Source organism: Bradyrhizobium cenepequi, from assembly GCF_020329485.1.
Classification (GTDB): Bacteria; Pseudomonadota; Alphaproteobacteria; order Rhizobiales; family Xanthobacteraceae; genus Bradyrhizobium; species Bradyrhizobium cenepequi.
In genome coordinates, this window is sequence record NZ_JAGKJI010000009.1 from 101,898 (window position 1) to 123,408 (window position 21,511).

Genomic DNA, 21,511 nt, shown 5'->3' on the forward strand with positions numbered 1-21,511 from the left:
CTCGAGTCCGCCCGGGGGAACAGGGCATTCCGGGACAGCGCCGCCCGCCACCTCCCGACCATCCCGGAATTACCGCCAATATATCAAAGGCTTAGTTATGTCTTCCACATTCGAGCAGATCGCCAACATAATCGCCGAGACCTGCGATATCCCGCGCGACACGATCAAGCCGGAAAGCCACGCCATCGACGATCTGGGGATCGACAGTCTCGACTTCCTCGACATCGCTTTTGCGATCGACAAGGCGTTCGGGATCAAGATGCCGCTCGAGAAGTGGACCCAGGAAGTCAACGACGGCAAGGCCACGACCGAGCAGTATTTCGTGCTGAAGAATCTTGCCGACCGCATCGACGAACTGGTCGCGGCCAAGAATGCAGGCACGGGCACGGCGTCGGGCTCCTAATCGCGCCCCATGCAGCTCGAATATTTCCAGCTCATCGATCGCATTGTCGATCTCAACATCGGCAACAAGACGATTGTGGTGGAGGCTGACGTTCCGCAGACCAACACGATCTTCGAAGGCCATTTCCCGGGCTACCCGATCATGCCGGGAGTGCTCCTGACGGAAGCGATGGCGCAGTCATCCGGCTGGCTCCTGCTCGGCCTGATGAAGTTCGAACGGATGCCCTTTCTCGCGATGATCAAGGAAGCCAAGATGCGCGGCTTCGTCAACCCAGGCGAGGTCCTGACGATCGACGCCAAGGTCGAGCATGAAGGTTCGGGCTTTGCGGTGACGTCGGCCAAGGTTCGGGTAGGCAAGGAATTGAAATGCAACGCCGCCCTGACCTTCCGCCACATCCCCTTCCCCCATCCCGATCTGCGCGTACACATGGACGCGATGGCCAAGAGGATCGGCTTTCCGCAGCAGGCAATGACGCATGACTGAACGGAAGGAAGTCTGGATCACCGGCATTGGCATCCTGTCGTCGCTCGGCGAGGGGCTGGATGCGCATTGGGATGCCCTCGACGCCAAGCGCATCAATATCGACGACAAACGGTTCGCGCCCTACATCGTCCATCCGATCGCCCCCGTCAGCTTCGACGCGCAAATCCCCAAGAAGGGCGATCAGCGCCAGATGGAAGCCTGGCAGCGCATCGGCACCTATGCCGCGGGGCTCGCACTGGATTCGGCGGGCGTCAAAGGCAATCAGGAAATCCTGTCCCGCATGGACATGATCGTCGCCGCTGGCGGCGGCGAGCGCGACCTCGCGGTCGATACGGCGATCCTGAACGCCGACGCACGCGGCAATTTCAGTCCCGGCTTCCTGAACGAGCGCCTGATGAGCGAGCTGCGTCCGACGCTGTTCCTCGCGCAGCTCTCCAACCTGCTTGCCGGCAATATCGCGATCGTTCACGGCGTCCGCGGCACCTCGCGCACTTTCATGGGCGAGGAAGCGTCCAGCATCGATGCGGCGCGGATTGCGCTGGCGCGCATCGAGGCCGGACAGAGCGACATTGCCCTCGTCGGCGGCGCCTATAATGGCGAACGCCTCGACTTGCTCGTCCTCTTTGAATTCGGCGACTTCAACCTGACCGGCGAGTTCGCTCGGGTCTGGGCTCGCGAGAACAACAGCGGGTTCGCGCTTGGCTCGGCGGGGGCGTTCCTTGTGCTGGAATCCCGCGAGCACGCCGAGGCGCGCGGCGCCAAGCCCTACGCCAAGCTCAGCAAGGTGGTTGCCGACCTCGCACAGCGCAAGCAGGCGGGCGCGGTGACGAAGTCGCTGGAGGCATTGTGGTCGAAACTCGGCGTCGGCGACGATGCTGGCGTGGTCGTCACCGGCGCCACCGGCGCCGAGCCCGTCACATCGGAAGAGCGAGCGTTCCTGCGCCAGCACCAAGGCCTTGCCGTGCGCGCCACCGGGACGATGTTCGGCCACACCGTGGAAGCCCAATTCCCGCTTGGCGTTGCGCTGGCGGCGCTCTCGATCTCGCGCGGCGCCCTGTTTCCGCCAAACGATCCGACCGGCTTTGAGGTTGAAAAGTCCGACCCGCCGACCCAGATTGTGGTGGTGGGAACCGGTCATTGGCAGGGCGAAGGGATGGCCCTGGTCGAGACCATCAAGTAGGGCGCATTCGCGCGCCAGAGCATGATCCGGGAGGTCACGCTCAAACAGTGAGATGAGATCATGATCCGGCACTCTCGAAGCGGATCATGATCGGGCGCAGCATCGACGGGGGAAGCATGGCGACACCACGCGATAAATTCGGCAGACCGATCGTTGTCGTGACCGGCATGGGCATCGTCACGTCGCTTGGCGCCGGGAAAACGGACAATTGGGCCAAGCTCGCTGCTGGCGAATCCGGGATCAAGACGGTCACCCGTTTCCCGATCGAAGGCCTGCGGACCACGATGGCGGGAACGATCGATTTCATCGCCGTTGATCCCTTCACCTCGACCAGACTTTCCGAACGCATCGCCGAAATCGCCACCGAAGAGGCGCTGGCGCAATCCGGCATCGGCAGCAAGGGCGATTTTCCAGGCCCCCTCTTCCTCGCGGTCGCACCGGTTGAGACCGAATGGCCGCAGCGGCTCGAACTCGGGCGCTTGATCGACAAGAAGGAATTCGACTACCACGACATGCTGCGCGCGAGCGGCGGCGGCAGGTTCGCCGCTTACCATGATCGATTCATGTTCGGTTCGGTCGCAAAATACCTCGCCGAGAATTTTGGTACCAAGGGCTCGCCGATCTCGCTGTCGACCGCCTGCGCCTCCGGCGCAACAGCGATCCAGCTCGGCGTCGAGGCGATCCGTCGCGGCGAGGCGGATGCCGCGCTGTGCGTTGCGACCGACGGCTCGGTGAATCCGGAGGCCGTTGTCCGCTTCTCCCTGCTCTCGGCCCTGTCGACGCAGAACGATCCGCCGCAGGCTGCCTCGAAGCCGTTCTCCAAGAACCGCGATGGCTTCGTGATGGCGGAAGGCGCCGGCGCGCTGGTGCTGGAGAGCTATGAGGCGGCGACCGCGCGCGGCGCCACGATCCTGGGGGTCGTCGCTGGCTGCGGCGAGCTCACCGATTCGTTCCATCGCACCCGCTCGAGCCCGGATGGCAAGCCGATCATCGGCTGCATGCGCAAGACGCTGGCCGACGCCGGCATGGCGCCGGAGCAGATCGACCACATCAACGCGCACGGGACGGCCACGCCCGAGAACGACAAGATGGAATATCTGACGACCTCGGCAGTCTTCGGCGAGCAAATCTCGAAGATTCCGGTATCGTCGAACAAGTCGATGGTCGGCCACACGATCTCCGCGGCCGGTGCGGTCGAGGCGATTTTCTCGCTGCTCACGCTCGAGCATCAGCGGATTCCACCGACCATCAATTATGACGTGCCGGATCCGACCATTCATTTCGACGTGGTCGGCAACAAGGCGCGCGATGCCCGCGTGACCGCCGTGATGTCCAACTCCTTCGGCTTCGGCGGGCAGAACGCCTCATTGATCCTGATGCGCGAGCCGGCCTAGAGCATGATCCAAGGAACTGGTCTCGGGTTTTCTGAAGAGATCATGCTTAACCAAACGCCGCGCCGCCTGTCGCGATGAACCGTCTGCAGCTCCTTCGTGCCCGCGCGCGCCTTCGCGACGCCGTCAAGCCCGTGGGGGACGCGGCGGTGGGCGCGCTGACGATCGCGCTATTGCGCACCACACGCTGCTTCGATCCGTTCAAGACCGCCGATTTCTTCGGGCGCGCCGCGCATTTCATCGGTCGAAGGCTGCGCGAGGACCGGATCGGCCGCGAGAATCTGAAGGCCGCATTTCCGGAAAAATCGCCTGAGGAGATCGAGAAGATCCTGGCCGGCGTCTGGGACAATCTCGGTCGCATCGGCGCCGAATTCGCCCATCTCGACCATATCTGGGACTACGATCGCGACCACCCAGAAAACAGCCGCATCGAATTGTCGCCGCGGACCATCGAGCTGTTTGACCAGATCAGGGACGACGGCAAGCCGGCGCTGATCTTTGCCGCCCATCTCGGCAATTGGGAATTGCCGGCGCTTGCGGCCGTCGCGCACGGGCTCGACACCGCGATCCTGTTCCGACGACCGAACAGCGAAGCCGCAGATCGCGCGATCGAGAAGATCCGCGCGGTCAAGATGGGCGCGCTGATCCCCGCCGGCCGCGGCGCGCCGCTCCGCCTGGCGCAGGCGCTGCAGAGCGGCCAGCACGTCGCCATGCTGGTCGACCAATATCTGACCAACGGCGTCGACATCACCTTCTTCGGCCGCAAGACCAAGGCCAACCCGATGCTGGCGCGGCTCCGGCGTCAAGTCGAATGCCCGATCCACGGCGTCCGCATCATCCGCCTGCCCGACAACCGATTCCGGGGCGAGCTCTCCGAGGAAGTAAAGCCGGTGTTCGATGCGTCCGGGCAAATCGATATTCAGGGCACAATGCAGGCCGTCACCAATGTGATCGAAGGCTGGGTGCGCGAATATCCGGAGCAGTGGCTGTGGCTGCACCGCCGCTGGCGGTGAACTCACGACGATCTCACATCGTCATTGCGAGCGGAGCGAAGCAATCCATGGTGCAGCAAGCGGAGGCGTGGATTGCTTCGCTTCGCTCGCAATGACAGAAAGCGTCGCGACAGCGAGCGTCACCTCCCCGTCTTCACCCTCGTCCACAGCCGGTTGATGATCCGCTGGGTTGCCGGGTCGCGCGCCGTGATGACGAACAGCTTCTTCTGAGTCGCTTCGTCCGGATAGATGTTCTTGTCGTCGAAGATCTTCGGATCGATCAGCTTCTGGCTGGCCAGGTTGCCGTTGGCGTAAGACAGGAAGTTCGAGTTCTTTGCCGCAACATCCGGCCGGTAGAGGTAGTTGATCAGCTCATAGGCTTCAGTGACGTTCTTGGCGTCCGCAGGAATCGCGAGATTGTCGAAGAACATCTGCGCACCTCCCTTCGGGATGGTGTAGCCGATTTCGACGCCGTTCTTGGCTTCGACCGCGCGGCTGCGCGCCTGCATGATGTCGCCCGACCAGCCCACCACAAAACAGATCTCACCGGAAGCGAGCGCGCTCAGATATTCGGAGGAATGAAACTTGCGCACGTAAGGCCTGATCTTGCTGACGAGGTCGGCGGCCTTTTCGAGATCGGCCTGCTTGGTGGAGTTCGGATCAATGCCGAGATAATTCAGAGCCGCCGGCAGGATGTCGTCGGCGGAGTCCAGCATGTGGATGCCGCAATCCCTGAACTTCGCGAGATTCTCCGGCTTGAAGACCGTGTCCCAGCTATCGATCCGGCCCCCGGGGCCAAGAATCTTCTGAGCCATCTGGACGTTGTAGCCGATGCCGGTGGTGCCCCACATGTAATTGGCAGCGTAGTTGTTGCCCGGATCGTAGGTCGCGAGCTGGTTGGTCACCACCGGCCAGGCATTGGCGAGGTTCGGCAGTTTCGACTTGTCGAGCTTGAGGAAGACCTTTGCGGTGATCTGGCGCTGCAGGAAATAGCCGGTCGGCACCACGACATCGTAGCCCGACTTGCCCGCGAGCAGGCGCGTTTCCAGCGTCTCGTTGGCATCGAAGGTGTCGTAAGTCACCCTGATGCCGGTCTCCTTGGTGAAGTCCTCCAGCACCCCCGGCGCCATATAGTTCGACCAATTGTAGAAATTGACCGTGCGCTCCTCGGCGCGGGCGGATGGAGAGGCGAGCAGGGCCGCGGCCAGGAGGGCGGCGAAACGAATGGAATGACGGCCCTGCTCGTGCATGTCTCTACCTCTTGCGACGGTGCACCGCGTCCGACAGACGTTCCAACGCAGCGTCGAGGGTTGCGTCCTTCTTTGCAAAGCAAAAACGCACAACCGAGATCACCGGATCCTTTTCGTAGAAGGCCGAGACGGGGATCGCAGCCACCTTGTAGTCGGTCACGATGCGCCTGCAGAATGCCTCGTCGGTCTCATTGAGCCCGAGCGGCGACAGGTCGACGGTGAGGAAATAGGTGCCCTGCGATTTCAGGACGGGAAAGCCGAGGCTCTCCAGTCCTTGTGTCAGCCTGTCCCTGCTCCGTGCCAGATCCTTGCGCATATCGTGAAAATACGGGGCCGGCTTGCCGAGCCCATAGGCCACCGCCGCCTGCAGATTGGGCGCCGTGGTGAACGTGAGAAACTGATGCACCTTGGCGGCAACCCGCAGAAGCGGCGGCGCTGCACAGACGAAACCGATCTTCCAGCCGGTGAGCGAAAAGATCTTGCCGGCGCTGCCCACCTTGATGGTGCGGTCCCGCATGCCGGGCAGCGTGATCAGCGGAATATGCTCACGGCCATCGAAGACCACGTGCTCCCAGACCTCGTCGCAGATCGCGACCACGTCGAACTCCTGGCAGAACCGGGCCAGCAGTTCGAGATCTTCACGCGGATAGACCACGGCGGACGGATTGAGCGGATTGTTGAACAGCACCGCCTTGGTCTTGTGGTTGAAGACGCTCCGCAGCATCTCCTCGTTCAGCCGCCAGTGCGGCGGCTCCAGCCGCAACAGACGCGGAATGCCTCCAGCCTGACGGATGATCGGCAGATAGGAATCGTACACCGGCTGGAAGACGACCACTTCATCACCCGGTTCGACCATAGCGAGGATCGATGATGTCAGCGCTTCGGTGCCGCCCGAGGTCACCATCACTTCCGTCATGGGATCGAGGTTGAGCCCGTGCCAGCGGCCGTAATGAGTCGCAATCGCCTGCCTGAGCTCCGGGATGCCCATCATCGATGGGTACTGGTTGTAGCCGTTGATGGAGGCGTCCGCGGCCGCGCGACGGATGTCCTCCGGACCGGGATCGTCCGGAAAGCCCTGCCCGAGATTGATGGCCTTGTTGTCGCGCGCAAGCTGCGACATCGCTTCGAAAATGGTGACGGGAAGGTCCGCGAAGACCTTGTTCATGGAAGTCATGGAAAGGTCAGCCGCCCGCCTTGGTCGGCAATCCCGCCGCCTTCCAGGCCAACATGCCCCCTGCCAGATGCTTGTCGTAGGGCAACCCCGCCGACTGCGCCGCGAGCGATGCCGTCACCGAGCGCTTGCCTGAGCGGCAGGCGAACACGACCTCTTGCCCCTGTGGATCGGGAATCTCGTTCGGGTCAAACGCCGACAACGGCACCACGACGCCATCGGGATAGGCCTCGGCAGCGACCTCATTGGGCTCGCGCACATCGACCAGGAGATAGCGTCCATCCGCTATTCCCTTCGACACCTCCTGAGGCGTTAGATCTTGCACCTTGTGGTCCGCCACACGCGTTCTCCAGACAATTCATTGAGCTCAGCCAGCCGCTGTTTCGGGCGCAAAGTCGCCTCTTGCGCAGGGAAAATCAAGCACCGCAAACGGCTTAGGGAAGGCAAAAAGCTAGATCGTCACCTGCGTTCCAACCTCGACGACGCGACCGGTTGGGATCTGGAAATAGTCGGTCGCGTCGTTGGAGCTGCGGCTGAGGGCGATGAACAGATGGTCCTGCCAGCGCGGCATGCCGGACTGCGCCGCAGGCTTGAGCGCTCGCCGCGACAGGAAGAACGAGGTCGACATGATGTCGAAGTGCCAGCCGAGCTTGCGGGCAATCGCCAGCGTCTTCGGCACGTTCGGCGATTCCATGAAACCAAAGCGTAGCGTCACCTTGGAGAAGGTCGGGCTGATCTGCTCCATTCGCACCCGCTCGGACGGGTCGATCCGCGGCGTCGGCGCGGTCTCGATGGTGAGAATGACATTCTTCTCATGCAGCACTTTGTAGTGTTTTAGACTATGCATGAGCGCGGTCGGCGCGCTGGCGGGATCGCTGGTCAGGAACACCGCCGTGCCGGAGACGCGCTGCGGCGGCCGCTTCTCCAGCATCGCCACGAGATCTGTGAGCGGGAATTCCAGCTTGCGCGACTTCTCGAACAACAGCCGGCTGCCGCGCCGCCATGTGTACATCAACAGCATCACGGCTCCGCCGAGCGCGAGCGGCACCCAGCCGCCTTCCAGCACCTTCAACAGGTTTGCCGTCAGGAAGGTGAAATCGAGAAACAGGAAGGGTGCGATCAGCGCTGCGGCAGCGATCGGCGACCATCGCCAGACTTTCCACACTACGACAAAGCCCATCATGCCCGTGACCACCATGGTGCCGGTCACCGCGATGCCATAGGCCGAGGCCAGTGCGCTGGAGGAGCGGAACATCAGCACCAGCAACAACACCGCGATGAGCAGCAGTAGGTTGATGCGGGGGATGAAGATCTGCCCCGAATGAGCTTCCGAGGTATGGCGAATCTCGAAACGGGGCAGCAGGCCGAGCTGGATCGCCTGGCGCGTCAGCGAATAGGCGCCGGTGATGACGGCCTGGCTGGCAATGACGGTCGCGACCGTCGCGAGCACGACCATCGGGATCAGCGCCCAGTCCGGGAACATCAGGAAGAACGGATTCTCGATCGCCTTGGGATCGACGATGACGAGCGCGGCCTGCCCCATGTAATTCAGCACCAGCGCCGGCAGCACAATGAACAGCCAGGCGAACTGGATCGGCCGTTTGCCGAAGTGCCCGAGATCGGCGTAGAGCGCTTCCGCGCCAGTGACAGCGAGAAACACCGCGCCGAGAGTGACGAACCCGATCACGCCGTGATGGAGCATGAAGGAGACCGCGTAGAGCGGATTGAACGCCAACAGGACTTCGGGATGCCTGGTGATCTGCGGCACGGCTGCGATCGCCAGTACCGCAAACCAGATGCACATGATGGGTCCGAAGAATGCGGCGACCCGCGCCGTGCCGTGGGACTGCACCGCAAACAGCGCCACCAGGATCAACGCCGTGATAGGCACGACATAATGTTCGAAGGTCGCAGTGACGAGCTTGATGCCTTCGATCGCCGACAGCACCGACAACGCCGGCGTGATCACCGCATCGCCGTAGAACAAGGCCCCGCTGATGATGCCGAGCATCACGACCACGGCGGCGCCCTTGGCAACGGCGCGTTCGGCCAGCGCCATCAGCGCCAGTGTTCCGCCCTCGCCGTGGTTATCGGCGCGCAGCAGGATCACCACGTATTTGAGCGTGACCACGATGATCAGCGCCCACAGGATCAATGAGAGCACACCGAGCACAGCCTGCGTCGTGGCAACACCACTGTGCGCGCTGGCCGCGACGACGGCTTCGCGCAGCGCATAGAGCGGGCTGGTGCCGATGTCTCCGTAGACGACGCCGATGCTGCCGAGCGTCAGCGCCCTGAACCCCGCCGTGGAATGCGCTTCCCCATGTCCATTGGCCGCGGGCGTTTCCGCCTCGGTGACCGCACTCTCGGACGACATGGGAGGGAGCCTCTATTGTTCACAGCACAACGAAACAGAGTGGCAGGGCTATATCCCCCCACGAATGCATAGGTTAGGCAATAATCAGGCCTCCGCCATGCGCTTTACACATAGGTGGCGTTTTGGCCAGCCAGAATCGTGCCGCCGGTCAAATAGTTACCTGCGTGCCGACCTCAACCACTCGCCCGGTGGGGATTTGGAAATAGTCCGTGGCGTCATTGGCGGAGCGGCTCATGGCGATGAACAGGTGATCCTGCCACAGCGGCATGCCCGACTGCGCCGCGGGCTTGAGCGACCGACGCGACACGAAGAATGAGGTCGCCATGATGTCGAACTGCCAGCCAAGCTTGCGGGCGATCACCAGCGCCTTGGGGACATTCGGCGATTCCATGAAGCCGAACCGGAGGCGTACCTTGGAAAACTTGTCGCTGACGCGTTCCATGTGAACACGTTCGGAAAGATCGACGCGCGGCGTCTGCGCCGTCTCGATGGTTAGGATGACATTGTGCTCGTGCAGCACCTTGTTGTGCTTGAGGTTGTGCAGCAGCGCGGTCGGCACGAAGCCGGGATCGCTGGTGAGGAAGACCGCGGTGCCCTTGACGATATGCGGTGGCCGCTTTTCCAGGCTCTTGATCAGGTCATCGAGCGGCACCTCGATGCGCCTGGTCTTGGTGAGCAGGATGCCGACACCGCGGCGCCAGGTCCAGATCATGACCGTCATCGCAATGCCAAACAGAAGCGGCACCCAGGCGCCTTCGAACAGTTTCAGGAGATTGGCGCTCAAGAAAGTCATATCGACCACCACGAGCGGCACAATCACCGCGGCTGCGGTCGCCACACGCCAGTTCCACAATTTCCAGATCACGACAAAGCCCATGATGCCGTCGACGACCATGGTGGTGGAAACGGCGATGCCGTAGGCCGATGCCAGTCCGCTCGAAGTGTGGAACAGCAGCACAAGCAAGAGGACCCCGATCAGCAGCAAGCGGTTGACGCGCGGCAGATAGATTTGCCCGGCATGGGACTCGGAGGTGTAGCGGACCTCGAAGCGGGGCAGCAGGCCGAGCTGCACCGCCTGGCGGACCAGCGAATAGGCACCGGTGATGACGGCCTGGCTCGCGATCACGGTGGCCGCGGTCGCGAGCACCACCAGTGGCAGCAGCAGGAAGTCGGGAACCATCCGGTAGAACGAATTCTCGATCGCGGACGGATCGGCCAGCACCAGCGCCCCCTGCCCGAAATAATTGAGCAGAAGCGACGGCAGCACGAAGAACAGCCAGCCGGACTGGATTGGCTTGCGGCCGAAATGGCCGAGATCGGCATAGAGAGCCTCGCCGCCGGTGACGGCCAGGAACACCGCGCCCAACGTCACCAATCCGATGGTGCCATGCGTCAGCAGGAACTGCAGCGCGTAATAGGGGTTGATCGCCGCCAACACCGACGGGTCATCCCTGATGTGGACCAGTCCCATCACGGCGAGCGTGGCGAACCACACCACCATCACGGGCCCGAAAGCGGAAGCAACCAGCGCGGTGCCGATGCGCTGAACCGAGAACAGTACGATCAGGATGAAGATCGTGACGGGCACCACGTAGTGTTGCAGTGCCGGCGTCGCCAGCTTGAGGCCTTCGACCGCCGACAACACGGAAATCGCCGGCGTGATCATGGAATCGCCAATGAACATCGAGGCCCCGACCACGCCGAGCGCCAGCAGCAGCCAGCTTCTCCGCCCCATCGCGCGCTGCCCCAGCGCCATCAGCGAGAGCGTGCCGCCCTCGCCGTTGTTGTCGGCGCGCAAGAGCAGCAGCACGTATTTCGAGGTGACGACGATGAAGAGCGCCCACAGGATCAGCGAGAGCACGCCCAGGACAATGATTCGAGATACCGGCTGTCCGTGCGTGGCGCCAGCGACTGCCTCGCGGAACGCATAGAGCGGCGAAGTGCCGATATCGCCGAACACCACGCCAATACTGCCCAGCGTCAGGGCCCAGAAGTTGGAGGTGACCGGTCCCTCTTGGACCTCGCTGGATGAGGCGCTGACAGCCATGGCGGAGAAAACGCCCTATCTGCTGGTTTGATCCGGCGCGGCTATCCACGCTTCCGCGTTCCCTGTCAACCGTTGCGCCGGACGCGCATCCGTGGCAGGCGGACAGGCGGCAGATAGTAAATTCGGCGGATTACGGCTTCAAGCCGGGCGGCAGCGGCGGATCCTCACGCATCAAGGTAATGGTGACGCGACGGTTTGCCGCGAGCGAAGGATCGTCCGGAAACAACGGCTGGCTGTCGGCCTTGCCCGACACCGCAAAGATGTGTGACGGCGGCAACCCTTCGCGCTCGAGGATCTGGCGCACTGCATTGGCGCGGTCCGCCGACAGGTCGAACGCACCATAGTCGCTGCGCGCCGGCACGAAACCGGCGGCCGTGTGGCCGACGATGGATACGCGCAGCGGCGTTGCCTTGAGCGGCCCAGCAAGCTTCTGAATCAGCCGCCGCGTGCGGTCGTAAGGCACCTTGGAGCCGTCGGAGAACATCGAGCGGCCGTCCTGATCGACGATCTCAAGATTAAGGCCGTCCTTGGTTTCCTCGAACATGATGTGTTTGGACATTTCGGTCAATTCCGGCATGTCCTGCAAGGCCTGCCGGAGCGAAGCGGACGCCAACGCGAATGCGCGGTCGGTGTGCAGCTTGGCGCCGTTCTCCTGGTTGCGCTCCTTCTCGTCGGGCGTCGGCTTGTCCGAGGTTTCCTCCGGCGAGATATGCTCGACGTTCTTCAACTTCGGTCGCGTTGGCAGGCCGTCGGATTCGATGATGCCGGAATAGCGCACATTGGTCTGCGAGCCAAAGGCGTCGCGCATCGAGCCTGCAACGATCTTCAGCTTGTTGTTGTCCATGCTGGAGAAGGCGACGAGCATCACGAAGAAGCTCATCATCAGCCCCATCAGGTCGGCGAAGGTCACGAACCAGCCGTGCCCTCCGGTGTGTGCATCGCCGCGCTTTTTCTTGGCCATCGCGTGAAGCTCCGGACCATTCCCAGGCCGAAGGTCAGGCCGGAACCGGTTCGCCCTCTCCTTCGCGGTGCTTCTCCGGCAAATAGGCGAGCAGCATTTCGCGGACCAAGGCCGGGCTCTTGGAATCGCGGATCATCAGGATGCCGTCGATGATCAGCGTGCGGTTGGTCTCCTCGTCCAGGAGCTTGCCGTGCAGCTTGTCGGCGATGGGCAGGCAGAACAGGTTCGCAATCAGCGCGCCATAGAGGGTGGCCAGCAGGGCGGTCGCCATGAACGGGCCGAGCTTCGAGGGGTCCGTCATATTTGCAAACATCTGCACCATGCCGATCAGCGTGCCGATCATGCCGAAGGCCGGCGCGCAGTCGCCGATCGCGCGGTAGATCTTGCTGCCCTCATCGAGATGCATCAGAAAATTGTCGCGGTCGCGTTCGAGATTGTCGCGGATGAATTCGAGGTCGTAGCCGTCGGCGACGTAGCGGATTCCCTTGGCGAGGAAGGGCTCGTTGGTCTCGACCTTTTCCAGGCCAACTGGGCCCTGCTTGCGGGCGATCTCGGCGATCCGGGCCAGTTCGTCAACCAGGTCGCGCGCAGACAGCCGGCTCATGGTGAAGGCGAACTTCGCTCCCAGCGGCAGGCCATGGAGAATCGCACCCAATGGAAAGCGGATCATCGTGGCCGCGATCGATCCGCCGAAAATGATAATCATCGCATGTTCGGAAATGAACATGTGCAGGTCGCCGCCCATCAGCATCATCACCGAGATCACGATAATGCCCGTCACGAGCCCGACGCCCGTCATGATATCCATGGGAGACTCCAACGCGTACGCTACACACCGCCTGTCCTGGACGGTGCACGACCCAACCCCGGACCGCGCCGCAAAACCCTACGTGGCCGCCATTAAAGACGCGTAAAGGTTAAGCCCGAGAGGAACCGGTAAAATCCCTGGTAGCCGAGTGGAGCTTGGGCGCCGCGCCGGTCTCAATCTTTCGCTAACCATAATCTCGGGCGTGGCTCAGTGACGGTCAGCGAGCCCCGTGAGTTCGAAACTGAGTGCGCGCAGCCGTCTCCGTGCCGACGCGTCATAGGCTTGCGGATTGGCCCTGGTCTCGTTCATGCCGTTGAAGAACAGTCCGCTCTCATCGGCGACGTCGTCACCCGACACCAGATGCAGGATCGCTTCGCCGCCCTGCTCGACGGTAGAGATCGGCGTAATGCCGCCGGCGCGCACCATGGTGGTGTTCATGTAGGTCGCCGGGTGCAGCGAGTTTGCTGTGACGCCGGAGCCCTTCAGCTCTTCCGCGAGATCGATCGTGAACATGATCTGCGCAAGCTTGCTCTGGGCGTAAGCGCGGGAGCCGCTGTAGTTCTTCGTGATCATCACGTCGTCGAAGTCGATCGGATGCTGGCCGAGGGAAGCGACATTGACGATCCGCGACGGCGCGCTCGCCTTCAACAGCGGCAGCAACAGATGCGCGAGCAGGAAGCCGGCGAGGTAATTCACGGCAAAGCGCAGCTCGTGGCCGTCCTTGCTGGTCTGCCGCGCCGGCCCCTCGTTCTGCGAACCGATCCCGGCATTGCTGACGAAGACGTCGAGCCGCCGATGGCTCGCGAGCATAGCCTCCGCGAGCTTTCGCGTCTCGGCAAGCGAGGACAGATCGGCCTGATAGAAAACGGGCTCGTGGCCCCCTGCCCGCCTGATCTGTTCGATCAGCGATGTCGCGCGCGCCTCGTCGCGCCCATGGATCAGCACGTTGGCGCCGCCGATGGCGAGCCTGGTCGCGACATAACGGCCGACGCCATCGGTCGAGCCAGTGATGAACACGGTCTTGTCACGCATTTCCATCGCGCACGTTCCGTCTCTGCCCGCGTGGGGTTCCGCATGCGGTCGGAGGACAACTACACCCGTCTGCGGCGCTGCGCCACGGGTCAGAAACCTCCCGCACGCGAATGCGTTTTGCTATCAATCACTGTCGATAGCGTGCTGCTGGCAGATACTGCGCGGCTGTTGTCGGGGTGTATTCATTCAGGGAAACAGATGTTGACCTCCAGTTCAAACTGGATCATGCGAAATGCTCCTTCGTTGGAGCCTTTCGGCATGTTTGCGCTGTTCGGCGCCCTGACCTTGTTCCCCGCCATCCTGATGATCCGTGTGCTCGAGCCCGAGCTCGTGCTGCCCGCATTCAGCATCCTGCTGTTCGCGGAGGCAGCGGTGGCCGCCATCGTGGCGCACCTGATCCGGGCTCAGGAGAGCCTGGGGAACATTACATGGTGGGATTTCGCCGGCGCATTCACCTTTATGGGATGTGCGGCGGCAATTTTTGGCGAGCCGGACCAAGCGGCGCTGTTCTTCGAGGAAGAGGCTGTCGCGCGTTCGAATTCGCAACCCTAGAGCATGATCCGAAAAGATCGCGCTCAACCAAGAGATGAGATCATGATCCGATTCCGTCTAATCGGATCATGATCTACGTACCAGGCCGGGCCCCTCTGGCAGCCGATAGGCTGCGATGTCGGACTGGAGTTAAGTTGGAGTGGCCCTGCTTTGATCTGCGGCGTTGGATCGCGGACGTATCGGTGAATTCCTCACCGAAGACGTGCATCGCTATCAGGCCTGCATAATCCGGGGTCGCTCTCCCGACCAGAAGGGGAGCATGACCCGTGTCCGAATTTCTCGGTTTTGAATTCCTCGCCGCGCTGTTGCAGGTGGTCCTGATCGACCTGGTGCTCGCCGGCGACAATGCTGTCGTCATCGGTCTTGCGGCGGCTGGCCTGCCCGAGAAGCAACGCGGCAAGGCGATCCTCATCGGCATTATTGCCGCGACCGTGCTGCGCATTCTCTTTGCCGTCGTGGCGACGCAGATCATGCAGATCGTTGGCCTCTTGCTCGCCGGCGGAATCCTGCTGTTGTGGGTATGCTGGAAAATGTGGCGCGAGCTGCGAGCCACCGCGAAGGAGGAAGCCGACGCGGAACTCGGCGGCGCGTCTGCAGAGGGGGCACCCAGGAAGACCCTCTTCGAGGCCACGACGCAGATCATCGTCGCCGACGTCTCGATGTCGCTCGATAACGTCCTGGCCGTCGCGGGGGCCGCCCGCGAGCATCCGATTGTGCTGGTCTTCGGCCTGATCCTCTCCATCGCCTTGATGGGAGCAGCCGCGACCTTCATCGCGCGGCTGCTGCAGAAACACCGCTGGATCGCCTATGTCGGTCTGGCTGTCATCCTCTATGTCGCCGTCGACATGGTCATTCGCGGCGCCCACGACGTCGCCAAGGTCGCGCCGACCTGACGGCGGCCCGATCAGTGGATCTCGGCCGAGCGCTTCAGAGCTTCCTTCAGCTTCTCGAGCGAGAAGTCCGGGCTGCGCGCGATCTCCAGGATCGGCGTCTCGCGGCGGCCGCAGAGCTCGGCCGCATCCGGCAGCTTCGCGGCGACGTCGATCGGGATCACGATCGCGCCATGGCGGTCGGCGTGAATGAGATCGTTGGAGCGCACGGTCATCCCTGCAACCCGCACCTCGCCGCCAAAACTCTCGGCATGCACCCAGGCATGCGATGGCCCGATCGATCCGGCAAGCGCCTGGAAGCCCGGCGCCCATTGCGGGATGTCGCGGATCGAACCGTCGGTGATCACGCCGAGACAGCCCAGCGCCTTGTGCACATTGCTCTGCACCTCGCCCCAGAACGCGCCATAGCCGACGTCGGCGCCATCGATGTCCTGGATCACGGTGATGCGCGGCCCGAAGCCGGTGCCGACATATTCGTAATATTCGATCCGGCGCTTGGCCTGCTCGGCCCCCGGCAGTCCGGACTGAAGGACAGAGCGAATCGTCACCGTGCGGGCGTAGCCGACGATCGGCGGCAGGTCCGGGAACGGACAGACCAGCGGTTTGGTCGTGTAGCCGATCAACCGCCGCTCGGGAGCCACGATCTCCATCGCATTGCAGATCGTCGGCGTGTCATAGCGCGCCAAGGCTTCGAGGACGGACGCGGGCAGCGGGGCGGTGACGGCTTTGTTCACGGCGTTTCTCCTGGCAAATGGACGCTTCTTGGCGACACGATCTTGGCTCTGCCTATAGCCGAGATCGGCCGCGAACCCAACCGAGCTTCCGCTCATGGCTGATATTTGGACGAAAGCCAACCCTCGCCCCCTCATGGTGAGGAAGCGCGTCTTCGCGCCGTCTCGAACCATAAGGCCCCGTCTGTGGTCTCATCCTTCGAGACGCTTGCTGCGCAAGCTCCTCAGGATGAAGGTCTAGCGCATCAATTAAGGCGGGCCGGACGGCTGTCCTGATCGGCTTCAGTGACGCCCGGATAGCTCGGCGGCGGAGTTGACGCCGTCGAGGCTTCGGCCAGCACAGCCGCCTCCGCGGCGCGAGCATGGTCACGATACGTTTTCCAACCCCATGGCAAGCTGATCAGGTAGAGCACCGAGCCCGCGGAGAGGATGTGCCAGGGATAGCTGACCAGGAGCGCGATGAAGAACACCACCGAGACGAATACCGGCAGCAGCATTTCCGGCGGCACGCGCATGCGCATCGTCTTGCCGGAAAACACCGGCAGGCGCGACACCATCAGGAACGCGACCAAGAGCGTGTAGAAGGCGGTCAGCATCGCCGGCGGCATGGTAACGCCGAGGAAGGCCAGATAGACCGGCAGCAACACCGTGATCGCGCCAGCCGGCGCCGGCACGCCGGTGAAATAGTTTGCCGCGAACGCCGGCTTGCTCGGATCGTCGATCGAGGCGTTGAAGCGGGCGAGCCGCAGCCCGCCGCTGATCGCAAACACCATGGCCGCGATCCAGCCGCCATTGCCCAAATCGTGGAGTTGCCAGAAATAGAGGATCAGGCCTGGCGCCACGCCGAAATTGACGAAGTCCGCAAGGCTGTCGAGCTCGGCGCCGAATTTGGACTGGCCCTTGATCAGGCGTGCAATGCGGCCATCGATGCCGTCAAGCGCTGCGGCAAACACGATCGCGGCGACTGCAAGCTCCATCCGCCCTTCGGTCGACAGGCGGATCGCGGTCAGGCCGGCGCAGATCGCGAGCAGCGTGATGACATTGGGTACCAGCATCCGCACCGGAATCTGGCGAAACCGTCGGCGGCGCAGTTCCGGATATTTGGAGTCGATCGGCATCATGGCTCGCAATTATATAACAAGCGTAAGCTCCCTCCGCCATCATAGCGGCAAGGCGCCGCAACTGTTGGCGCCCCGTGGTTAATCAGCCCGATACGTCCACCCCGGCTCGGGGGTCCGGAAATCGGCCAGGACGGTCTCGCCGGCGATCGCCGTCTGGCCTTCGGAAACCAGCGGCGTGGTGCCTTCGGGCAGATAGACATCGAGCCGCGAGCCGAACCGGATCAGGCCAAACCGCTCTCCGGCGCCGATCGACTGGCCTTCGCGCACGAACGAGACGATGCGCCGCGCCACCAAGCCTGCAATCTGGACCACGCCAATGCGGCCGTTCGGCGTCGAGATCACCAGCGAGTTGCGCTCATTGTCTTCGCTGGCCTTATCGAGCTCGGCATTGATGAAGGCGCCCGGCCGGTAAGCGATGCGGTCGATCCGCCCTGCGACCGGGCTGCGGTTCACGTGGCAGTTGAACACGCTCATGAAGATGGAGACCCGTGGTAGCGGCCTGTCGCCGAGCCCGAGCTCAGCCGGCGGCAGGGTTTGCGTGATCATCGAGACGCGCCCGTCGGCGGGCGCCACCACCAGCCCATCCCGTACCGGCGTCACCCGCACGGGGTCGCGGAAGAACAGCGCGCACCAGATCGTCAGCACGGTGCCGATCCAGCCCAGCGGCGTCCAGATCCAGAACAGGATTAGGCTCGCCAGCGCGAAGCCGCCGATGAACGGGTAGCCCTCGGGATGAATGGGCGGAATCTGGGCGCGGATGGAATTGGCGATCGACATCGAATCTCACTCGGTTTCCCACGTCTGGCGACGGAGATGGACCCTATTCCGCAGCCGTCGGCAAGGGCTTCTCGACCGGGTCCGGCTCGGGTTCGAGTTCGTCGACCGGCGGCGGCTCACGGTTCGGCGTCGCGCTGCCGTCGTCGACCATCGCCAGCTTCTCCCGCGCCTCCTCGGCCTCGCGCTGCCTGTTCCACATACTGGCATAAAGCCCGCCCTGCGCCAAAAGCCGGGGGTGGGTTCCGCGCTCGGCGATACGGCCCTGGTCGAGGACGATGATCTCGTCGGCACCGACGATGGTCGAAAGCCGGTGCGCGATCACCAGCGATGTGCGGTTGCGCGAGACGCGCTCGAGCGCCGCCTGGATTTCGTGCTCGGTGTGGCTGTCGAGCGCCGAGGTCGCCTCGTCCAGCACCATGATTGGCGGTGCCTTCAGCACCGTGCGTGCGATCGCCACCCGCTGCTTCTCGCCGCCCGACAGTTTCAGGCCGCGCTCGCCGACCTGGGTCTCGTAGCCCTTCGGCGACATCCGGATGAAGGCATCGATCTGGGCGAGCCTCGCCGCCTCCTCGACTTCGGCGTCGGTTGCATCCCAACGGCCATAGCGAATGTTGTAACGGATGGTGTCGTTGAACAGCACGGTATCCTGCGGCACCATGCCGATCGAGGCGCGCAACGAGGCTTGCGTGACGTCGCGGATGTCCTGCCCGTCGATCAGGATGCTGCCACTGGAGACGTCGTAGAGGCGGAACAACAGCCGCGAAATCGTGGACTTGCCGGCGCCCGAGGGACCGACGATCGCGACCGTCTTGCCAGCCGGCACCTCGAACGAGAGGCCTTTCAGGATCGGACGGTCCGGCTCATAGGCGAACCGCACATCCTCGAAGCTCACGCTGCCCGCCGTCACCGCCAGCGGCTTGGCGCCGGGCGCGTCCTTGACCTCCGCCTTGCGCGCAAGCACGCTAAACATCTTCTCGATGTCGATGATGGCCTGCTTGATCTCGCGATAGACCATGCCCATGAAATTGAGCGGCTGGTAGAGCTGGATCATCATGGCATTGACCAGCACGAAATCGCCCACCGTGTTGCCGCCATTGCGGATGCCGATCGCGCACAGCAGCATGATCGCCGTCAGGCCGGCGGTGAAGATGACCGCCTGCCCGGCGTTGAGTATCGCCAGCGAGGTGTAGGTCTTGATGCTGGCGTGCTCGTAGCGTTCCATCGAACGGTCGTAGCGCTCGGCCTCGCGCGCCTCGGCGCCGAAATATTTCACGGTCTCATAGTTGAGCAGCGAATCGATCGCCTTGGTGTTCGCTTCCGTGTCGGAGTCGTTCATCTTGCGGCGGATCTCGATCCGCCACTCGGTAGCGACATAAGTGTAGCACATGAACGCGGTAACGGTGATCAGCACGACGCCGACATAGCGCCAGTCGAACTGCCACAGCAGGACAGCCGTCAATAGCGCAACCTCGACCACGGTCGGGATCAACTGCAGGATCACCATCCGCACGATGGTTTCGATGCCGGTGCGGCCGCGTTCGAGGATGCGCGTCAGGCCGCCGGTCTTGCGTTCCAGGTGAAAGCGCAGCGACAATTCGTGCATGTGCACGAAGGTGAGAAAAGCGAGCCGCCGCACCGCATGCATGGCGACGCGGGCAAAGATGCCGTCGCGCCATTGCGTCAGCATCGCCATCAGGACACGCACGGCGCCGTATCCCGCCGTCATCAGAAGCGGCGAGGCGATCAGCCACATCATCCAGTTCGACGGCTGCACCGGCGCGCTGGGCGTGCCGTTCAGCGCGTCGATCGCCCATTTGAAGGTAAAGGGCACTGACAGCGTCGCGAGCTTGGCGAGGAGCAAAAGCACCATCGACCACGCCACGCGCATCTTCAGATCGGTGCGGTCGCCGGGCCAGATATATGGCCACAGATGCGCGAGCGTGCCGATCAGGGTCGCCTTCTCGGCCCTGCTTCCGTCGGCAGATGGGCTATCGCTCAGGCGCAGTTGGGGTTGGGACGACATTAACCACTCGCCGACGTCAGGACGGCGCGCCGGTTCGCTATCACGTGATTTGCATGGATCTGCATTGTGCCCGTCATATAGGGGATTTTGATCTCGCGGAAACCCTCACGGAGCAGATCTTTCACGATTTTCAGGCATTTGCGCCACTTTTACGCCACGCCAGGTGAAATGCCGGGCTTGACGTTTTTTTCGTTGCAGTGCCACATAAGCGGATGAACCAAATCAGACCTATGAACCAGATCAAAACCGTCTGCGTCTATTGCGGCTCCGGCCCCGGCACCAATTCCAGCTTTGTCGAAGCAGCCAACACGCTCGGAAGGATTTTTGCCGAGAGTGATATCCGCCTCGTCTATGGCGGTGGCTCGATCGGACTGATGGGCGCGATCGCAACGTCCACGCTCGACCATGGCGGCAAGGTCACCGGCATCATCCCGGATTTTCTCCGCGCCCGCGAGAACGCGCTCACCCGCGTCCAGGAGATGATCGTCACGCCCGATATGCACGAGCGCAAGCGGCTGATGTTCGAGCGCTCGGATGCCTTCGTGGCGCTGCCCGGCGGCATCGGCACGCTGGAGGAACTGGTGGAGCAGCTCACTTGGCAGCAGCTCGGACGGCACACGAAGCCGGTGCTGCTCGCCAATATCGACGGTTTCTGGGAGCCGCTGCTCGCGCTGCTCGACCATATGCGCTCAACGGCCTTCATCCGCGCGAGCCTGCCGCTCGAGGTACTGACGGCCGACCGCGTGGAGGACATCGTGCCGCGCCTGCGCGCCGCTGCCGCCCGCGCGCCCGAAGCCGGCAAGGAACTCGCGCCTGACGTGGCGCGGCGGCTGTAGAGCATGATCCGGAAAAGTGGAAACCGGTTTTCCCTCGCGACAAACGCGAAGCGTTTGCGCGGAGATCATGCTCAAACAAAGAAACGAAAGGCTCACTCGCTCGGAAACGTCACCGCCTCGATGCGGTTGCCGTCGGGATCGGTGATGAAGGCCGCGTAGTAGCGAACACGGTCGTGCGGGCGCAGGCCCGGCGCACTGTCGGAGCGGCCGCCGGCGCTCAGGGCCGCGGCATGGAAAGCATCGACATCGGCGGTTGATTTGGCGCGCAGGCAGATGTGGCTGCCGGTGTCAGATGCGACCAGGTTCATGCCGGCGCGCAGGTTGATCCAGAATTCGGGATAGCTCTTGCCGAACCCGATCGTGGCCGGACGGGTGACCAGGCGCGACAGGCCAAGCGGCGCGAGCGTTGCCTCATAGAAGCGCGCGGAGCGTTCGAGATCGCTGACGCCGACGGAGACATGGTCGATCATGCGGGGCGCCCTCTCC

General features: G+C 63.0%; 21 protein-coding genes. 8 read left to right on the top strand and 13 right to left on the bottom strand.

Annotated features, from left to right (window positions below):
- The first annotated feature begins 97 nt into the window (after window positions 1–97).
- From J6497_RS13325 to J6497_RS13345, 5 genes are all read left to right on the top strand, one after another.
- Entirely contained in the window at window positions 98–403 is a 306-nt protein-coding gene (locus tag J6497_RS13325) for an acyl carrier protein (protein WP_027583603.1), read from the top strand.
- A gap of 9 nt (window positions 404–412) precedes the next feature.
- Window positions 413–886 carry a 3-hydroxyacyl-ACP dehydratase FabZ family protein gene (locus J6497_RS13330; protein WP_225704723.1) on the top strand — a complete coding sequence of 158 codons (474 nt, stop codon included), beginning with the start codon at window positions 413–415 and terminating at the stop codon, window positions 884–886.
- Complete coding sequence (locus J6497_RS13335; RefSeq protein ID WP_225704724.1) at window positions 879–2,066, top strand: beta-ketoacyl-ACP synthase; 1,188 nt, start codon at window positions 879–881, stop codon at window positions 2,064–2,066. The genes J6497_RS13330 and J6497_RS13335 overlap by 8 nt, the downstream gene beginning before the upstream one ends.
- A 116-nt stretch (window positions 2,067–2,182) precedes the next feature.
- A complete protein-coding gene (locus tag J6497_RS13340) occupies window positions 2,183–3,460 on the top strand; it encodes a beta-ketoacyl-ACP synthase (RefSeq protein ID WP_225704803.1) in 1,278 nt (425 codons plus the stop codon).
- 74 nt (window positions 3,461–3,534) lie between these two features.
- Entirely contained in the window at window positions 3,535–4,470 is a 936-nt protein-coding gene (locus J6497_RS13345) for a lipid A biosynthesis lauroyl acyltransferase (protein WP_225704725.1), read from the top strand.
- 119 nt (window positions 4,471–4,589) lie between these two features.
- Here the strand turns inward: J6497_RS13345 and J6497_RS13350 are convergent, their stop codons facing one another.
- From J6497_RS13350 to J6497_RS13385, 8 genes are all read right to left on the bottom strand, one after another.
- Window positions 4,590–5,699 (bottom strand): polyamine ABC transporter substrate-binding protein, encoded by a 1,110-nt coding sequence (locus J6497_RS13350; RefSeq protein WP_225704726.1) that lies wholly within the window; start codon window positions 5,697–5,699, stop codon window positions 4,590–4,592.
- Between the two features lie 4 nt (window positions 5,700–5,703).
- Complete coding sequence (locus tag J6497_RS13355) at window positions 5,704–6,873, bottom strand: aminotransferase (RefSeq protein WP_225704727.1); 1,170 nt, start codon at window positions 6,871–6,873, stop codon at window positions 5,704–5,706.
- 7 nt (window positions 6,874–6,880) lie between these two features.
- A complete protein-coding gene (locus tag J6497_RS13360; RefSeq protein ID WP_225704728.1) occupies window positions 6,881–7,210 on the bottom strand; it encodes a rhodanese-like domain-containing protein in 330 nt (109 codons plus the stop codon).
- A gap of 111 nt (window positions 7,211–7,321) precedes the next feature.
- On the bottom strand, window positions 7,322–9,247 hold the full coding sequence (locus J6497_RS13365; RefSeq protein ID WP_225704729.1) for a potassium transporter Kup: 1,926 nt from the start codon (window positions 9,245–9,247) through the stop codon (window positions 7,322–7,324).
- Window positions 9,248–9,395: 148 nt separating this feature from the next.
- Window positions 9,396–11,294 (bottom strand): potassium transporter Kup, encoded by a 1,899-nt coding sequence (locus J6497_RS13370; protein WP_225704730.1) that lies wholly within the window; start codon window positions 11,292–11,294, stop codon window positions 9,396–9,398.
- Window positions 11,295–11,424: 130 nt separating this feature from the next.
- Complete coding sequence (locus tag J6497_RS13375; RefSeq protein WP_225704731.1) at window positions 11,425–12,255, bottom strand: OmpA/MotB family protein; 831 nt, start codon at window positions 12,253–12,255, stop codon at window positions 11,425–11,427.
- A gap of 34 nt (window positions 12,256–12,289) precedes the next feature.
- Window positions 12,290–13,063, bottom strand: a complete 774-nt coding sequence (locus J6497_RS13380; protein ID WP_225704732.1) for a motility protein A — start codon at window positions 13,061–13,063, stop codon at window positions 12,290–12,292.
- A gap of 207 nt (window positions 13,064–13,270) precedes the next feature.
- Complete coding sequence (locus tag J6497_RS13385) at window positions 13,271–14,101, bottom strand: SDR family NAD(P)-dependent oxidoreductase (RefSeq protein ID WP_225704733.1); 831 nt, start codon at window positions 14,099–14,101, stop codon at window positions 13,271–13,273.
- 252 nt (window positions 14,102–14,353) lie between these two features.
- On the opposite strand from J6497_RS13385, the gene J6497_RS13390 reads away from it, so the two are divergent.
- Both J6497_RS13390 and J6497_RS13395 read left to right on the top strand, forming a co-directional pair.
- Window positions 14,354–14,647, top strand: a complete 294-nt coding sequence (locus tag J6497_RS13390; RefSeq protein WP_225704734.1) for a hypothetical protein — start codon at window positions 14,354–14,356, stop codon at window positions 14,645–14,647.
- Between the two features lie 266 nt (window positions 14,648–14,913).
- Window positions 14,914–15,540 carry a TerC family protein gene (locus J6497_RS13395; protein ID WP_225704735.1) on the top strand — a complete coding sequence of 209 codons (627 nt, stop codon included), beginning with the start codon at window positions 14,914–14,916 and terminating at the stop codon, window positions 15,538–15,540.
- 11 nt (window positions 15,541–15,551) lie between these two features.
- Here J6497_RS13395 and J6497_RS13400 read toward each other — a convergent pair whose 3' ends face one another.
- The 4 genes from J6497_RS13400 to J6497_RS13415 all read right to left on the bottom strand — a co-directional run bounded on the left by J6497_RS13400 (window position 15,552) and on the right by J6497_RS13415 (window position 20,189).
- Window positions 15,552–16,271 carry an RraA family protein gene (locus J6497_RS13400; protein WP_376708202.1) on the bottom strand — a complete coding sequence of 240 codons (720 nt, stop codon included), beginning with the start codon at window positions 16,269–16,271 and terminating at the stop codon, window positions 15,552–15,554.
- A 242-nt stretch (window positions 16,272–16,513) separates the two neighbouring features.
- A complete protein-coding gene (locus J6497_RS13405) occupies window positions 16,514–17,389 on the bottom strand; it encodes a CDP-alcohol phosphatidyltransferase family protein (RefSeq protein WP_225704736.1) in 876 nt (291 codons plus the stop codon).
- A gap of 78 nt (window positions 17,390–17,467) precedes the next feature.
- Window positions 17,468–18,166: a phosphatidylserine decarboxylase gene (locus J6497_RS13410; RefSeq protein ID WP_225704737.1), complete on the bottom strand. Its 699-nt coding sequence runs from the start codon at window positions 18,164–18,166 to the stop codon at window positions 17,468–17,470.
- A gap of 43 nt (window positions 18,167–18,209) precedes the next feature.
- The gene (locus tag J6497_RS13415; protein ID WP_225704738.1) at window positions 18,210–20,189 is read right to left on the bottom strand and encodes an ABCB family ABC transporter ATP-binding protein/permease; all 1,980 of its coding nucleotides are present in this window, start codon (window positions 20,187–20,189) and stop codon (window positions 18,210–18,212) included.
- A 230-nt stretch (window positions 20,190–20,419) separates the two neighbouring features.
- Here J6497_RS13415 and J6497_RS13420 point away from each other — a divergent pair, with 230 nt between their 5' ends.
- The gene (locus tag J6497_RS13420) at window positions 20,420–21,025 is read left to right on the top strand and encodes an LOG family protein (protein ID WP_225704739.1); all 606 of its coding nucleotides are present in this window, start codon (window positions 20,420–20,422) and stop codon (window positions 21,023–21,025) included.
- A 92-nt stretch (window positions 21,026–21,117) separates the two neighbouring features.
- On the opposite strand, the gene J6497_RS13425 is transcribed toward J6497_RS13420, so the two are convergent.
- The gene (locus J6497_RS13425; protein WP_225704740.1) at window positions 21,118–21,495 is read right to left on the bottom strand and encodes a VOC family protein; all 378 of its coding nucleotides are present in this window, start codon (window positions 21,493–21,495) and stop codon (window positions 21,118–21,120) included.
- Between the last annotated feature and the right edge of the window lie 16 nt (window positions 21,496–21,511).

What these genes read in the sequence shown, in the direction of transcription:
- J6497_RS13335 (WP_225704724.1), top strand. Translation starts at nt 879, where the DNA reads ATGACTGAACGGAAGGAAGTCTGGATCACCGGCATTGGCATCCTGTCG.
- J6497_RS13330 (WP_225704723.1), top strand. Translation starts at nt 413, where the DNA reads ATGCAGCTCGAATATTTCCAGCTCATCGATCGCATTGTCGATCTCAAC.
- J6497_RS13365 (WP_225704729.1), bottom strand. Translation starts at nt 9,247, where the DNA reads ATGTCGTCCGAGAGTGCGGTCACCGAGGCGGAAACGCCCGCGGCCAAT.
- J6497_RS13380 (WP_225704732.1), bottom strand. Translation starts at nt 13,063, where the DNA reads ATGGATATCATGACGGGCGTCGGGCTCGTGACGGGCATTATCGTGATC.
- J6497_RS13355 (WP_225704727.1), bottom strand. Translation starts at nt 6,873, where the DNA reads ATGACTTCCATGAACAAGGTCTTCGCGGACCTTCCCGTCACCATTTTC.
- J6497_RS13390 (WP_225704734.1), top strand. Translation starts at nt 14,354, where the DNA reads ATGTTTGCGCTGTTCGGCGCCCTGACCTTGTTCCCCGCCATCCTGATG.
- J6497_RS13410 (WP_225704737.1), bottom strand. Translation starts at nt 18,166, where the DNA reads ATGTCGATCGCCAATTCCATCCGCGCCCAGATTCCGCCCATTCATCCC.
- J6497_RS13420 (WP_225704739.1), top strand. Translation starts at nt 20,420, where the DNA reads ATGAACCAGATCAAAACCGTCTGCGTCTATTGCGGCTCCGGCCCCGGC.
- J6497_RS13350 (WP_225704726.1), bottom strand. Translation starts at nt 5,699, where the DNA reads ATGCACGAGCAGGGCCGTCATTCCATTCGTTTCGCCGCCCTCCTGGCC.
- J6497_RS13340 (WP_225704803.1), top strand. Translation starts at nt 2,183, where the DNA reads ATGGCGACACCACGCGATAAATTCGGCAGACCGATCGTTGTCGTGACC.
- J6497_RS13385 (WP_225704733.1), bottom strand. Translation starts at nt 14,101, where the DNA reads ATGGAAATGCGTGACAAGACCGTGTTCATCACTGGCTCGACCGATGGC.
- J6497_RS13405 (WP_225704736.1), bottom strand. Translation starts at nt 17,389, where the DNA reads ATGATGCCGATCGACTCCAAATATCCGGAACTGCGCCGCCGACGGTTT.
- J6497_RS13325 (WP_027583603.1), top strand. Translation starts at nt 98, where the DNA reads ATGTCTTCCACATTCGAGCAGATCGCCAACATAATCGCCGAGACCTGC.
- J6497_RS13415 (WP_225704738.1), bottom strand. Translation starts at nt 20,189, where the DNA reads ATGTCGTCCCAACCCCAACTGCGCCTGAGCGATAGCCCATCTGCCGAC.
- J6497_RS13370 (WP_225704730.1), bottom strand. Translation starts at nt 11,294, where the DNA reads ATGGCTGTCAGCGCCTCATCCAGCGAGGTCCAAGAGGGACCGGTCACC.
- J6497_RS13345 (WP_225704725.1), top strand. Translation starts at nt 3,535, where the DNA reads ATGAACCGTCTGCAGCTCCTTCGTGCCCGCGCGCGCCTTCGCGACGCC.
- J6497_RS13425 (WP_225704740.1), bottom strand. Translation starts at nt 21,495, where the DNA reads ATGATCGACCATGTCTCCGTCGGCGTCAGCGATCTCGAACGCTCCGCG.
- J6497_RS13375 (WP_225704731.1), bottom strand. Translation starts at nt 12,255, where the DNA reads ATGGCCAAGAAAAAGCGCGGCGATGCACACACCGGAGGGCACGGCTGG.